The sequence below is a fragment of the Rubrivivax sp. JA1026 genome (assembly GCF_011065555.1).
Classification (GTDB): domain Bacteria; phylum Pseudomonadota; class Gammaproteobacteria; order Burkholderiales; family Burkholderiaceae_C; genus Rubrivivax; species Rubrivivax benzoatilyticus.
Genome location: NZ_JAALCQ010000005.1, coordinates 12,956 through 26,014, shown reverse-complemented (window position 1 = coordinate 26,014; position 13,059 = coordinate 12,956). Strand labels below are relative to the sequence as shown.

Below are 13,059 nucleotides of genomic sequence, written 5' to 3'. Positions count from 1 at the left end.
TCAGGACGACCGCGCGCCCTCAGGAGCCGCCCACGCCGGTGCGCCGCACCCACTCGTCGTAGTCGGCCCGGGCGTCGGGGTGCGCCGCGAACCAGGCTTCGTCGGCTTCGCGCGTGTCGCCGATCACGCGCGCCGGCTGGCCGGCGACGATCGCGAAGTCGGGCACCTCGCCGCTGACATAACTGAAGGCGCGCACCAGCACGCCGCGGCCGATGCGGCTGCCCGGCGCGACGACGCTGTGCGCGCCGATGAAGCTGTAGGCGCCGATCACCGTCGGCGCACGCCGGTAGCCGGGCGGGTCGGCTTCGCCCCAGTAGCGGCGCCCGGCCAGGCGCACGGCCTGGTGGCTGGAATGGCTGAGCACGACGCAGTGGGTGGAGATCTGGCAGCCCTCGCCGATCGTCAGCCCGCCCGAGGCGTCGATGAAGTTGAACGGGCCGATGTAGACGTGGTCCTCGATCTGCAGCCGCTCGGGCGCCTCCAGCCGCGACGCGCCGCTGATGCGCGTGTGGGCCAGCCAGACGCCGTCGCCGCGCCGCCAGCCGTAGAACATGCGCGGGCCGAACAGCGTGCGCCACCAGCGCTGCAGCGTCTCCTTCATCGCCCTGGACCTCCGGTGCGGGATGCTAGCGCCCGCAGGCCGTCGGCCCAGTGACGGCCAGGGCGCAGCACCGTCGCCAGCGGCCAGCCTGCGGCGGTGGCGAAACGCCGCGCCAGCAGCAGCACCGACACGCCGTAGGCGAGCGAGGCCGCCAGCGCCGCCCCCGCCGCGCCCCAGTGCGGCACCAGCAGCACGGACAGCGCCGCGTTCGCCGCGAGCGAGCCGGCGGCGATGCGCGCCGGCACCTGCGGCTGGCCGGCGTGGTTGGTGAAGAAGGCCGACATCGCCGACGCGCCGCCGAAGGCCAGCACGCCGGGCAGCAGCAGCGCCAGCGGCAGCAGGCTCGCGGCATAGGCCGGCCCCAGCGCCCGCGGCAGGATCAGCGCCGCCGCCCCCCAGAGCAGCGGCGCCGCCACCAGCAGCGCCAGCCAGCTGAGGTGCAGCGCACGCAGCGTCGTCTGGGCCGCGCGCTCGCGGTCGGGCGTGCCGATGCGGCCGTAGACGGCCTGCGTCAGCGAGCCCGAGACGAACCACAGCAGCTCGGCGACCATCACCGCGATCGAATAGACGCCGGTGGCCGAGAGCCCCAGCACGCGCTCGACGACGAACAGGCCGACGCGGTAGTTGGCCAGCGAGACGAGGTTCGTCAGCGCGATCGTCGCGACGAAGGGCAGCTCGGCGCGCAAGGCGCCGAGGTCCGGCGAGGCCAGCCGGCCGCCGCGCGCCAGCAGCACCAGCAGCGTGATCCCCACCGCGACCTTGGCCGCCACCCAGCAGGCCAGCAGCGCCGGCAGCGCCAGCGCCTGGGCCAGCGCGACGGCGCCCAGCGCGGCCAGCGCCAGCGCCGGTGGCGCCACCGAGACCAGCGCCATCGGCGCCATGCGCCCCTGGCCCAGCCAGAGCCCGGCGACGTTGGGCGCCAGCAGCAGCAGCGGCGCGGCCAGCGCCAGCATCCACAGCGAGGCGTAGGCCGGCGGGCCGACGCGCGAGAACAGCCACAGCCCGAGCCCGGCCACGGCGCCAGCGGCGACGCAGGCCAGGACCACCGCGCCCAGCAGCGCCGGCGAGGATTCGCCGTGGTGCGAGACGCGCCGCGCCAGCGCGATACCGAACCCGGACATCAGCGCCAGCAGCAGGCCTTCGACGCTGGTGAAGAGCGCGAACACGCCCTGCTGCTCGGTGCCCAGGCGCGCGGCGACCGTCGTCAGCGCCAGCACCAGGCCGACGGCGGCCAGCCGGGCCGCGAGGTTGATCGCGGTGCCGCGGGCGACGGCGCGGCTCATCGCGGCCGGCGCGCCCTCAGGCCAGCGCGCGGCGCAGCGCCGCGGCGACGGTGTCCTGGTCGGCCTCGGACAGGTCGGCGCTCATCGGCAGGCTCAGCACCCGCTGCGCCAGGCGCGCGGCCACCGGGCAGGCGTCGGGCGTGGCGTAGGCGGCGTAGGCCGGCTGGTGGTGCAGCGGCACCGGGTAGTGCACGGCGGTCGGCACGCCGGCGGCTTTCAGCGCGGCCTGCACGGCTTCACGTCCGTCGACCATCACCGTGTACTGGGCGTAGACCGAGCTGCGGTCGGGCCGCACCGTGACCTGCTCGACGCCGGCCAGCAGCTCGCGGTAACGCGCGCCGATCGCCGCGCGGCGCTGCAGCTCCCAGTCGAAACGTTCGAGCTTGGCGAGCACGACGGCGCACTGCAGCGTGTCCATGCGGCCGCCGACGCCCAGGCGGGTGTGGCGGTAGCGGGCGCTCTGGCCGTGCACGCGGATCTCGCGCGCCGCCTGCGCCAGGCGGTCGTCGCTGGTGAACAGCGCACCGCCGTCGCCGTAGCAGCCCAGCGGTTTGCTCGGGAAGAAGCTGGTGGCGCCGAAGGTCGACAGCGCGCACGAGCGCCGGCCGCGGTAGACGGCGCCGAAGCTCTGCGCCGCGTCCTCGATGACCGCCAGCCCGTGGCGGGAGGCGACGGCGTTGATCTCGTCGAGGTCGGCGACCTGGCCGTACAGGCTCACCGGCACGATGGCCTTGGTGCGCGGGCCGATCGCCGCTTCCAGCAGCGCGACGTCGAGGTTGGCGGTGTCGGGCTCGACGTCGACGAAGACCGGGCGCGCGCCGGCGAGCACGATGGTCTCGGCGGTCGCGGCGAAGCTGAACGGCGTCGTCAGCACCTCGTCGCCGGGCTGCAGGTCCAGCGCCATCAAGGCGATCAGCAGCGCCTCGGTGCCGCTGGCGACCGTGATGCAGTGTTTCGTGCCGGCGAAGCCAGCGAGCGCGGTCTCGAGCTCGGCGACCTCGGGGCCCATGATGTACTGGCCGTGGTCGAGCACACGCTGGATGCGCGCGTCGATCGAGCCCTTCAGCGCCGCGTACTGCGACTTCAGGTCGGTGAACTGCATGGAATCAGGGTGTCGCCGTCGAGGCGGTAGCGTTCGCCGGTGGCCGGGCACTCGGCCTCGCCGTGGCCGCTGGGCGGCAGCGCGAGGCGCTCGCCGTGGCGGCTCATCCAGCCGATGCGGCGTGCCGGCACGCCGACGACCAGCGCGTACGGCGGCACGTCGCGGCTGACCACGGCGCCGGCGCCGACGAAGGCGTACTCGCCGATCGTCGTGCCGCAGACGATGGTGCAGTTGGCGCCCAGCGTCGCGCCGCGGCGCACCAGCGTGCGCCGGTACTCGTGCTTGCGCGGCACCGCCGAACGCGGGTTGAAGACGTTGGTGAAGACCATGCTCGGGCCGCAGAACACGTCGTCCTCGAGCGTGACGGCGTCGTAGACCGAGACGTTGTTCTGGATCTTGACGTTGTCGCCGATGACGACGTCGTTGCCGACGTAGACGCCCTGCCCCAGCGAGCAGCCGGCGCCTATCGTCGCGCCGCCACAGACGTGGGCGAAGTGCCAGACGCGGGTGCCCTCGCCCAGCGTCGCGCCGTCGTCGACGATGGCGCTGGGGTGCACCGCCTCGCCCCCTCTCCCGCTCGCGGGAGAGGGGGCCTGACCGCGAGAGTCGGCCGGCGCTTGCATCAGAACACCAGCGGCAGGCCGACGCGAACGCCGTCGCGCGCGCTGCGGTAGGCGGCGATGATGACTTCGAGCGAGCGCAGGCCTTCGTAGCCGTCGACCTCGGCGCTCTTCTCGCCGCGCAACGTGCCAATGACGTTGTCGTAGTACAGCGGGTGGCCGGGGCCGTAGACCGAGGGCGCGGCGTAGCTGGCGTTCTTCACCGCCTCGTCCTCGGGCGCCGGGGTGTCGAACTCCCAGTGCTGGATCTGGTTGACGGCGACGCCGCCAATGCGCACCGTGCCGCGCTCGCCGAGGATCGTGATGCTGCCCTCGAAGTTCTTGCCGTGGGTCAGCATCGTCACGTTGATCGACGCCAGCCCGCCCTTGCGCAGGCGCAGCGACATCACGCCGGTGTCCTCGGCCTCGATGTCGCGGGCGAGTGTCGCGGTGTAGGCGTGCACGTTGTCGACCGGGCCGACCAGCCAGTCGACCATGTCGACGTAGTGGCTGGCCTGGTTCAGGAAGGCGCCGCCGTCCAGATCCCAGCGGCCGCGCCAGGGCGCGTCGTCGTAGTAGCTCTGCGGGCGCGTCCAGAAGACGTTGACGACGACGCAGTGGATGCGGCCGAAGCGCCCGGCGTCGACCGCGTGCTTGAGCAGCTGCATCGTCGGGTTGAGCCGGTTCTGCTTGACGACGAAGAGCTTGACGCCGGCGTCGCGGCAGACGCGCACCATCTCCATGCCTTCGTCCCACTTGGTCGCCATCGGCTTCTCGGTGAGCACGTGGCGGCCGGCGCGCGCGGCCTTCATCGCCTGGCGCGGGTGCAGGCCGCTGGGCGTGGCCAGCGTGACGATGTCGCAGTCGCTGGCTTCGAGCAGTTCGTCGAGGCTGGCGTAGCCGGCGGCACCGGTCCTGGCGACCGCGGCGGCGAGCGCTTCGGGGCGGTTGTCGCAGACGGCGACGAGTTGGGCGCGTTCGGCGTGCTGGCGCAGCGCCTCGACGTGATTGGCCGAGATGCGGCCGCATCCGACCACGGCGAACCGGATCGGGCGCTGCACGATCGGCAGGCTGGGGCTGACTTTCATCGAACCGATCATTCTAGGCTGCGCCTAAAATTGCGGCACATCACCGGGCCCCCCATGACCGACGACAACCAACTGATCGCCGAACGCCGCGAGAAGCTGCAAGCCATCCGCGCCGCCGGCGTCGCTTTCCCGAACGACTTCAAGCCCCGCCACCACGCCGCGGACCTGCACCACCAGCACGGCCAGGTGCCCAACGAGGAGCTCGAGCCGAAGGCCGTCACGGTCTCGGTCGCCGGCCGCATGATGTTGAAGCGCGTGATGGGCAAGGCCTGCTTCGCGACGCTGCAGGACGCCACCGGCCGCATCCAGCTCTACGTCACGCAGGACGCCGTCGGGCCTGAGACGCTGGCCGCGTTCAAGCGCTGGGACCTGGGCGACATCCTCGGCTGCGAAGGCACGCTGTTCCGCACCAAGACCGGCGAGCTGTCGATCAAGGCGACGAACGTGCGCCTGCTGACCAAGAGCCTGCGCCCGCTGCCGGACAAGTTCCACGGCATGACCGACCAGGAGCAGAAGTACCGCCAGCGCTACGTCGACCTGATGACCGACGACGCCGCGCGCTCGCGTTTCGTCGCGCGCAGCAAGGCCGTCAGCTCGATCCGCCAGTACATGGTCGAGCACGGTTTCCTCGAGGTCGAGACGCCGATGCTGCACCCGATCCCGGGTGGCGCGAACGCCAAGCCTTTCGTCACGCACCACAACGCGCTGGACCAGGAGATGTTCCTGCGCATCGCGCCCGAGCTCTACCTGAAGCGGCTGCTGGTCGGCGGCTTCGAGCGTGTGTTCGAGATCAACCGCAACTTCCGCAACGAGGGGATCAGCGTCCGGCACAACCCCGAGTTCACGATGATGGAGTTCTACGCGGCGTACTGGACGCACCACGACCTGATGGACTTCACCGAACAGGTCCTGCGCCACGCCGCGCGCGCCGCCACCGGCAGCGCCACGCTGAGCTACGCCGGCCGCGAGGTCGACCTGGCCCAGCCGTTCGCGCGGCTGTCGGTGCGCAACTCGCTGGTCGTTCACGCCGGCGTCAGCGAGAGCGAGGCCGACGACGCCGCGGCGCTGCACGCCAGGCTGAAGGCGCTGGGCGAGGAGCCGCCGGCGCACTGGACGCTGGCCGAGCTGCAGTTCGGCCTGTTCGAGGCCGCGGTCGAAGACAAGCTCTGGCAGCCGACCTTCATCATCGACTACCCCGTCGAGGTCTCGCCGCTGGCGCGCGCCTCGGACAGCAACCCGTCGATCACCGAACGTTTCGAGCTCTTCATCACCGGGCGCGAGTACGCCAACGGCTTCTCCGAGCTCAACGACGCCGAGGACCAGGCGGCACGTTTCCAGGCCCAGGTGGCGAACAAGGACGCCGGCGACGAGGAGGCGATGTACTACGACGCCGACTTCATCCGCGCGCTGGAGTACGGCATGCCCCCGGCCGGTGGTTGCGGCATCGGCATCGACCGGCTCATCATGCTGCTGACCGACAGCCCCAGCATCCGCGACGTGATCCTGTTCCCAGCGCTGCGCCGGGAGGCCTGACGCGAGGAAAGCGGCGAGTCGGCAGCGGGAGACGAAAAAGAATGAACGAACGCCTGCACGACCTCGCCGCCATCGAGGACGCCGTCTGGCACGAACTGGGCCGCGCGACCGACTCGGCCCATGACTGGCACGTCGGCGTGCTCGCCACCACCGACGGCCAGCGCGCCGACGCCCGCAGCGTCGTGCTGCGCGAGGTCGAGCCGGCGGCGCATTCGCTGATCGTCTACACCGACGCGCGCAGCCCCAAGGTCGCGCACGTCGAGACCCATCCCGAAGGCGTGCTGGTGCTGTGGTCGGCGTCCCGCGGCTGGCAGCTGCGGGCGCACGTGCACGTGACGGTGGAGACCTCCGGCCTGGCCGTCTGGTCGCGCTGGGCCAAGCTGATGATGACGCCCGCGGCGCAGGACTACCTGTCGCCGCTGCCGCCCGGCAGCCGCATCGTCAAGCCGGTGCCCGAACGCGGCACCCGCGCCCACTTCGCGATGATGACGATGCGCGTCGACGCGCTCGACTGGCTGGAACTGCACCCCGAAGGCCAGCGCCGCGCGCTGTTCGACGCCGACGGCGGGCACTGGCTGGCGCCGTGACGCGGGCCGCGGGCCGCGGGCCGCGGGGGACGGGGATGGGACGGGGTCAGGTCTCACGAGACCTGACCCCGCACTTCCGCGGGGGAGGGGGTCAGGTCCCACGGGACCTGACCCCGGACTTCTGACCCCGGACTTCTCGCACTTCGACCCCCGCACTTCCTCAGCGCTGCCTGAACACCGGCTTGCGCTTGGCGACGAAGGCCGCCATGCCTTCCTTCTGGTCCTCGGTGGCGAACAGCGCGTGGAACAGCCTGCGTTCGTAGCCCAGGCCGTCGGCCAGGCCGGACTCGAAGGCGCGGTTGACGCACTCCTTGGCCATCATCACGCTCGGGCCGCTCTGGGCGTTGATGAGCTCGGCGGCGGCCAGCGCCTCGTCGAGCAGCGCTGCCGCCGGCACGACGCGCGACACCAGCCCGGCGCGCTCGGCCTCGGCGGCGTCCATCATGCGGGCCGTCAGGATCATGTCCATCGCCTTGGCCTTGCCCACCGCACGCGGCATCCGTTGCGTGCCGCCGGCGCCGGGGATGATGCCGAGCTTGATCTCGGGCTGGCCGAACTTCGCCGTGTCGGCGGCGATGATGAAGTCGCACATCATCGCCAGCTCGCAGCCGCCACCGAGCGCGAAGCCCGAGACCGCGGCGATGACGGGTTTCCTCACGCGCAGGATGCGCTCCCAGTTGCGCGTGATGAAGTCGCCCTTGTAGGCGTCCATGAAGCTGAAGCCGGCCATCGCGGTGATGTCGGCGCCGGCGGCGAAAGCCTTCTCGCTGCCGGTGATGACGATGCAGCCGACCGTGTCGTCGGCGTCGAAGGCGGCCAGCGCGTCGCCGAGCTGGTCCATCAGCGCGTCGTTCAGCGCGTTCAGCTGCTTGGGCCGGTTCAGCGTGACGAGCGCGGTGCGGCGTTCGCCGTCGCCTCGCAGTTCGGTCAGCACCAGGGGCTCGGGGGTCGTCATGCGGCGGTCTCCTGTCGTCGGTGAAGCGCCCGTGCGGGCTCGGCGCCGACTATGCCGCAAGCGCGTTCAGCTCGGCGTGGCCTGGCGCGGCAGCTGGCGGATCAGCAGGTCGACCCAGGTGTCGTCGTCCTGGCGGATGACGATGCGCACCGGCAGGTACTGCACCGTCGGCGCGACCCACATCTCGGCCGTCAGGTCCTTGCCCGGCCGCGCGCTGCCGCGCGGCTTGACGTGCACGGTGTCGAGATCGCCGAACGGCGCGTGCACGGTCTCGCGGCCGATGACGTCGTAGGTCCAGGTGTCGGCACGGCGCGGCAGCGCCAGCGGCAGCTGCACCGAGCGGCCGGGCTCCAGCAGCGCCGGCTGGGTGATGAACAGCCAGGTCATCTGCACGAACTGGCTGGCGCTGTCCTGCACGCCGTCGATCATCGGCAGCTCGCGGCCGTTGGCCAGGCGGATCACGTGGTCGTCGAAATGCACCGTGAGCTGGCGCGCGTCGCGGAACGCGGCCCGCGTCAGCTCGTCGTAGCGGCGCGGGCGCAGGCCGTGCTCGGTGACCTCGCCATCGCTGGACAGCCGGCGCGTGACCAGCGGCGCGAACGACGGGCCGATCTTCACCTCGACGATGACCTGGTACTGCCAGCCCACACGCAGCCACTCGACCGTGGCCTCGCCCTGCACCGGCCCGCGATAGTGGCCGGTCAGCGTGTAGCTCAGCTGCGTCGACGGCGGCCATTCGAACGGCGGCGCGCCGGCGGCCGCGTCGGCGCTGGCCACGGGTTGCGGCATGCCCGGCAGCGGCACCGGCGGTTCGGGCGGCGGCCCCAGGGTCTCGTCGCCGACGGCGACGGGGGTCTCCGGGGGCGCTTGCGTCTCGGCGACGGCCGTCGGCTCCGGCGCCGAAGCGGGTTCGGAAGCCGCCGGCGCGGCCGCCTGCGCCACGGCCGTCGGCGCGCGACGGGCCGGCGCCGGCCGGGTGGCGGGCGCCTCCGGCGGCGGGGCCGGCTGCAGCGTGCGCACGAAGGCGACGTCCAGGCGCCGCGGCACGCCGGCGCCGGCGTCGCCGAGCCCGGCCTGCAGCAGCGCATCGGCCAGCCCCAGGTGCACGGCGACGAGCGCCAGCGCCAGCACCGCCAGCGCCGCCCGTCGCCGCGTGCGACGCTCCATCAGCGGCCCAGCCAGTCCTTGCGGCGGGACTGCGCCAGCGCCGACGCGGCGCCCTCGACGGCCAGGCCCACCGCCGGCGAGGCGGCGGCGCCGGGGCGGACCACCAGCGGCTGCAGGCGCTGGTCGCGCGCGACCAGCAGCTCGAACGGCGCGCCGGCCGGCAGCCACTGCAGCGCGTCCTCGAGCCGGCGCAGCCGCCAGCCGTCGACGGCCAGCAGTTCGTCGCCGGGCGCGACGCCGGCGGCTTCGGCCGCACTGCCACGCAGCACCTGGCGCACCACCGAACCCGCTGCGCCTTCGCTCAGCCGCAGGCCCAGGCGCTGCGCCAGCGAGCCGGCACCGAGTTGTGTCGTGACGCCGAAGCCGGCCAGCGCCTCGGACACCGGCAGCTCGCCGGTGCCGTGCACCCACTCGGCCAGTTCCTCGGCAAGGCCGGGCACGCCGTCGGCCAGCGCAGCCACCAGGTCGGCTTCGTCGACCGGGCGCTCGGCGTGGCGCTTCCACAGCCGGCGCATCGCCTCGTCCAGCGAGCCGCCGGCGGCGCGCCGGCGCAGATCGACGAGCAGCGCGACCAGCGCGCCCTTGGCGTAGTAGCTGACGGTGGCGTTGGGCGTGTTCTCGTCGGCGCGGTAGTAACGCGTCCAGGCGTCGGCCGCGGCCTGGGCGACGCTCTGCACGCGCCGGCCCGGCGTGGCCAGCACGCCGGCGAGCTGCTTGCCGAGCAGCGCCAGGTAACGCTCGCGCGTCACGAGCCCGGTGCGCAGCAGCGACAGGTCGTCGTAGTAGGACGTGAAGCCCTCGAAGAACCACAGCAGCGAGGTCGGTGCCTCGCGCCCGAGGTCGGCGCCGACCAGCGAGCGCGGGCGCAGCCGCTTGACGTTCCAGGTGTGGAAGTACTCGTGGCTGAACAGGCCCAGCAGGCCGACGTAGGCCTCGCCCGGCTCGGCCTCGCCGCGGCGCGGCAGGTCGCGGCGCGACGCGATCAGCGCCGTGCTGGCGCGGTGCTCCAGGCCGCCGTAGGCGTCCTCGGCGGCGTGCAGCAGGAACAGGTAACGCGAGAACGGCGGCTTGCCGCGTGGGCCGTGCCAGAAGCGGATCTGCCAGCGGCAGATGCGCTCGACGTCGGCCAGCAGGCGCTCGCCGTCGAAGCTGGGCCAGGCGCCGTCGACGGCGATCTCGTGCTCGGCACCGGCGACCTCGAAGCGCCCGCGCCAGAAGCGGCCGAAGGCGAACGGGTGGTCGATGGCCTCGTCGTAGTCCGCCGCCTGCCAGCGGCGCCGGCCGGCGGCGGGCATCGCGGTGGCGACCTCCCAGCCGGCGGGCAGCGGGCCCAGTTCGATGACGTGCGGCTCGTGCTCGCGGCCCTCGGCGCGCAGCAGCCCGCTGGTGCCGTTGAAGAAGCCGCGTGTGCCGTCGAGGAAGGCGCCGCGCACCGACGGGTCGTTGGCGTAGACGGTGGCGGTGACGACCAGCGCCTCGGCGCCGTCGCAGCGCGCCAGCCAGCTCGTCTTGTCCAGCGCTTCCAGTGCGACGGCACAGTCGCCCTGCTTCGCCTCCAGCCCGACCAGGTGGCGCGCGAAGTCGCGGATCATGTAGCTGCCCGGGATCCACGCCGGCAGCGCCAGCCGCTGCGCCGCCGCCGGCCGCGGCAGCGTCAGCGTGACGCGGAACAGGTGGGCGTGGAGGTCGGCGAACTCGATGCGGTAACGCGGCATTTCAGCTCCCGGCTCCGGCGGCGCCGAGGAAGCAGCTGAGCGACGCGACGGCGCTCAGCCGGAAGCGCAGCGTCAGCCAGTGGCCCATGCCGTGGCGCGGGTAGACGCCGCGGTCGACGAGGTAGCAGACGACGAGCATCACGCCGAGCACGACGAGGCCGGCGTTGGCCGGCATCATCACGCCGGCCCAGGCGACCAGCGGCGGCACGACGCCGTTGACGAACAGCCGGCCCTCGGGCTGGGCTTCGCGGAAACCGATGCCCCAGTGGATGCCGCCGAGGAAGGACACGACGGTGGCGGCGTACGCGGCCAGCGCCAGCGTCGCGTAGGGCAGCACGTCGGGATGCACCAGCCAGACCAGGGCGGCGCCGAGCACGAACGGCAGCAGCCCGGCATAACCGAGCCGCAGCGCGGCAGGAGACAGCGTGGGAGTCATGCGGCGATTGTCGCCGCGGCCGTTCAGCCCTGCTCTGGCCGCGCCAGCCGCCAGGCCCTTCGCGGGCAGCGGCCGGCCGGCGTGCGGCCTCAGACCTTCTTCGACGCGGCGGCCAGCAGCTTCTCGACCTGGTCGATCGGGATCGCCCCCGGCTTGCGCGTGCCGTCCTCGAAGACGACCGCCGGCGTGCCGTTGATGCGGTGGCGCTGGCCGAGCGCGACGTTGCGCGCCAGCGCACCGGCGTCGCAGGCGCCCATCGCCTTGGGCGGCACGACACCGTCGAGCATCCAGGCGCGCCAGGTCTTGGCCGGATCCTTGTTGCACCAGATGTCGCGCGACTTGGCGCTGGAGTCCGGCCCCAGGATCGGCATCAGGAAGGCGTGGATCGTCAGGTCCTTCACGCCGGCGAGGTCACGCTCGAAACGTTTGCAGTAGCCGCAGTTCGGGTCGACGAAGACCGCGACCTGGCGCTTGCCGCTGCCCTGGCGCAGCGTGATCGCGTCCTTGAACGGCAGCTTGGCGAAGTCGATCGCCGTCAGCTGGTCCAGCCGGGCCTCGGTGAGGTTGGTCAGCGTCTTGGTGTCGAGGATCGAGCCCTGGACGATGAACTCGGCCTTGGCGTCGACGTACAGGATCTCGCTGCCGCCGTAGCGCACCTCGTAGAGGCCGGCGATCGGCGCCGGGCGCACCTCGTCGATCCTGGGCATGCTGGGCAGGCGCTCGGCGAGCGCCTTGCGGATCGCGGCTTCCTGCGCCGCGGCGCTGCCGCAGGCGAGCACGGCGGCGGCAGCCAGGGCCAGCCGCGCGGTCGTCGTCTTCATCGGGGTTCCTTCGAAACGGCGGGGGGACGGTCCAGCGCACGCTCGGTCAGGAAACGCTTGAGCGGCGGCAGACGGTTCACCAGATCCAGACCCCGGTTGCGAAGTTCCCTGAGCAGCGGCTCCTCGCTCGCGAACAAATGCAGCAGCGCGTCGGTGAGCTGGCCCATCGCGCGCGTCGGCAGCTCGCGTTCACGCGCGTAGCGGCGCAGCAGCTTCTCGTCGCCGAGCGCCCGCCAGGGTTCGCGCCCGGCAACCGCCGCCGACAGCGCGGCGACGTCGGCCAGGCCGAGGTTGAGCCCCTGGCCGGCCAGCGGATGCACGACGTGGGCGGCGTCGCCGACCAGCACCCAGCCCGGGCCGCACAGCCGTTCGGCGCGGCCGAAAGCGAGCGGGAAGTCGGCGCGCGCACCGGCGAGGCGCAAGCGGCCAGCGGTGCCGCCGGTGGCTTCGGCCAGCGCGGCCTCGAAACCGGCGTCGTCGAGTGCCATCAGCTCGGCGGCGCGCGCTTCGGGCACCGACCAGACCAGGCCGTAACCGTGGCCGGCGCGCGGCCGGTCGAACGGCAGCAGCGCCAGGATGTCGGGCGAACGGAACCACTGGCGCGCCAGGCCGGCGTGCGCCTGATCGGCCTCCAGCCGGGCGCAGACCGCGCGCTGGCCGTAGGGATGCAGCGCCATCTTCACGCCCAGGCGCTCGCGTGTCGGCGAGGCCTTGCCTTCGGCGAGCACGACGAGTTCGGCCGGCACCTCGCTGGTCACACGCTCCAGGTGCGGCGCGAAGCGTGCGGCGGTGCCCAGCGCGTGTTCGAGTTCGGCGGCGTCGACGATCCAGGCCAGCGCGTCGGCGCCTTGCGACCAGGCGGAGAAATCGAGTGCATTGCCCGCCACGTCGCCTTCGATGCGCATGTCGTGCACCGGCGTGCGCGCGTCGGGCGGCAGCGCATCCCAGACCCGCAGCGACTGCAGCAGCGCGACCGAGGCGGCGTTCAGCGCATAGGTGCGGATGTCGGCGCGGCCGGCCGGCGCGACCGGCGGCGAGCTGCCGAGCAGCGCGACACGCAGGCCCTGGCGGGCAAGAGACAAGGCACCGGCCAGCCCCACGGCGCCGGCGCCACGGACGAGGACGTCGCAGGAGGCCATGCGGCGGATTGTAGGGAGCGGGCCGCGCGCGCC

The 13,059-nt window shown here is 72.9% G+C and carries 13 protein-coding genes; 2 read left to right on the top strand and 11 right to left on the bottom strand.

From position 1 onward, the window contains the following. Nucleotides 1–19 precede the first annotated feature (19 nt). From G5B56_RS10075 to G5B56_RS10055, 5 genes are all read right to left on the bottom strand, one after another. On the bottom strand, nt 20–601 hold the full coding sequence (locus G5B56_RS10075; protein ID WP_164963109.1) for an acyltransferase: 582 nt from the start codon (nt 599–601) through the stop codon (nt 20–22). Beyond that, nucleotides 598–1,884, bottom strand: coding sequence for a polysaccharide biosynthesis C-terminal domain-containing protein (locus tag G5B56_RS10070; protein ID WP_164963108.1), 1,287 nt, complete (start codon nt 1,882–1,884; stop codon nt 598–600). The genes G5B56_RS10075 and G5B56_RS10070 overlap by 4 nt, the downstream gene beginning before the upstream one ends. Nucleotides 1,885–1,900: 16 nt before the next feature. Further along, nucleotides 1,901–2,986: a DegT/DnrJ/EryC1/StrS aminotransferase family protein gene (locus G5B56_RS10065; RefSeq protein WP_164963107.1), complete on the bottom strand. Its 1,086-nt coding sequence runs from the start codon at nt 2,984–2,986 to the stop codon at nt 1,901–1,903. Then, complete coding sequence (locus G5B56_RS10060; protein ID WP_164963106.1) at nt 2,968–3,543, bottom strand: acyltransferase; 576 nt, start codon at nt 3,541–3,543, stop codon at nt 2,968–2,970. Before G5B56_RS10060 ends, G5B56_RS10065 begins: the two co-directional genes overlap by 19 nt. A 65-nt stretch (nt 3,544–3,608) precedes the next feature. Continuing rightward, complete coding sequence (locus G5B56_RS10055) at nt 3,609–4,673, bottom strand: Gfo/Idh/MocA family protein (protein ID WP_164963105.1); 1,065 nt, start codon at nt 4,671–4,673, stop codon at nt 3,609–3,611. Nucleotides 4,674–4,727: 54 nt separating this feature from the next. On the opposite strand from G5B56_RS10055, the gene lysS reads away from it, so the two are divergent. Both lysS and G5B56_RS10045 read left to right on the top strand, forming a co-directional pair. Next, nucleotides 4,728–6,206 (top strand): lysine--tRNA ligase, encoded by a 1,479-nt coding sequence (gene lysS / locus G5B56_RS10050; protein WP_009856566.1) that lies wholly within the window; start codon nt 4,728–4,730, stop codon nt 6,204–6,206. A gap of 41 nt (nt 6,207–6,247) precedes the next feature. Further along, nucleotides 6,248–6,793 carry a pyridoxamine 5'-phosphate oxidase family protein gene (locus G5B56_RS10045; protein WP_009856567.1) on the top strand — a complete coding sequence of 182 codons (546 nt, stop codon included), beginning with the start codon at nt 6,248–6,250 and terminating at the stop codon, nt 6,791–6,793. A 160-nt stretch (nt 6,794–6,953) separates the two neighbouring features. Here G5B56_RS10045 and G5B56_RS10040 read toward each other — a convergent pair whose 3' ends face one another. From G5B56_RS10040 to G5B56_RS10015, 6 genes are all read right to left on the bottom strand, one after another. After that, on the bottom strand, nt 6,954–7,748 hold the full coding sequence (locus G5B56_RS10040; RefSeq protein ID WP_009856568.1) for an enoyl-CoA hydratase: 795 nt from the start codon (nt 7,746–7,748) through the stop codon (nt 6,954–6,956). Nucleotides 7,749–7,814: 66 nt separating this feature from the next. Beyond that, complete coding sequence (locus tag G5B56_RS10035; RefSeq protein ID WP_164963104.1) at nt 7,815–8,915, bottom strand: DUF3108 domain-containing protein; 1,101 nt, start codon at nt 8,913–8,915, stop codon at nt 7,815–7,817. Next, the gene (locus tag G5B56_RS10030) at nt 8,915–10,630 is read right to left on the bottom strand and encodes a M61 family metallopeptidase (RefSeq protein WP_164963103.1); all 1,716 of its coding nucleotides are present in this window, start codon (nt 10,628–10,630) and stop codon (nt 8,915–8,917) included. The genes G5B56_RS10035 and G5B56_RS10030 overlap by 1 nt, the downstream gene beginning before the upstream one ends. 1 nt (nt 10,631) lies before the next feature. Further along, nucleotides 10,632–11,066 carry a DUF3429 domain-containing protein gene (locus tag G5B56_RS10025; protein ID WP_009855250.1) on the bottom strand — a complete coding sequence of 145 codons (435 nt, stop codon included), beginning with the start codon at nt 11,064–11,066 and terminating at the stop codon, nt 10,632–10,634. Between the two features lie 89 nt (nt 11,067–11,155). After that, entirely contained in the window at nt 11,156–11,887 is a 732-nt protein-coding gene (locus tag G5B56_RS10020; RefSeq protein ID WP_009855251.1) for a DsbC family protein, read from the bottom strand. Further along, nucleotides 11,884–13,026, bottom strand: coding sequence for an FAD-dependent monooxygenase (locus tag G5B56_RS10015; protein ID WP_164963102.1), 1,143 nt, complete (start codon nt 13,024–13,026; stop codon nt 11,884–11,886). Before G5B56_RS10015 ends, G5B56_RS10020 begins: the two co-directional genes overlap by 4 nt. Nucleotides 13,027–13,059 lie beyond the last annotated feature (33 nt).

Coding starts and splice junctions, on each gene's coding strand:
- G5B56_RS10075 (WP_164963109.1), bottom strand. CDS start 601: ATGAAGGAGACGCTGCAGCGCTGGTGGCGCACGCTGTTCGGCCCGCGC.
- G5B56_RS10070 (WP_164963108.1), bottom strand. CDS start 1,884: ATGAGCCGCGCCGTCGCCCGCGGCACCGCGATCAACCTCGCGGCCCGG.
- G5B56_RS10065 (WP_164963107.1), bottom strand. CDS start 2,986: ATGCAGTTCACCGACCTGAAGTCGCAGTACGCGGCGCTGAAGGGCTCG.
- G5B56_RS10055 (WP_164963105.1), bottom strand. CDS start 4,673: ATGAAAGTCAGCCCCAGCCTGCCGATCGTGCAGCGCCCGATCCGGTTC.
- lysS (WP_009856566.1), top strand. CDS start 4,728: ATGACCGACGACAACCAACTGATCGCCGAACGCCGCGAGAAGCTGCAA.
- G5B56_RS10045 (WP_009856567.1), top strand. CDS start 6,248: ATGAACGAACGCCTGCACGACCTCGCCGCCATCGAGGACGCCGTCTGG.
- G5B56_RS10040 (WP_009856568.1), bottom strand. CDS start 7,748: ATGACGACCCCCGAGCCCCTGGTGCTGACCGAACTGCGAGGCGACGGC.
- G5B56_RS10035 (WP_164963104.1), bottom strand. CDS start 8,915: ATGGAGCGTCGCACGCGGCGACGGGCGGCGCTGGCGGTGCTGGCGCTG.
- G5B56_RS10030 (WP_164963103.1), bottom strand. CDS start 10,630: ATGCCGCGTTACCGCATCGAGTTCGCCGACCTCCACGCCCACCTGTTC.
- G5B56_RS10025 (WP_009855250.1), bottom strand. CDS start 11,066: ATGACTCCCACGCTGTCTCCTGCCGCGCTGCGGCTCGGTTATGCCGGG.
- G5B56_RS10020 (WP_009855251.1), bottom strand. CDS start 11,887: ATGAAGACGACGACCGCGCGGCTGGCCCTGGCTGCCGCCGCCGTGCTC.
- G5B56_RS10015 (WP_164963102.1), bottom strand. CDS start 13,026: ATGGCCTCCTGCGACGTCCTCGTCCGTGGCGCCGGCGCCGTGGGGCTG.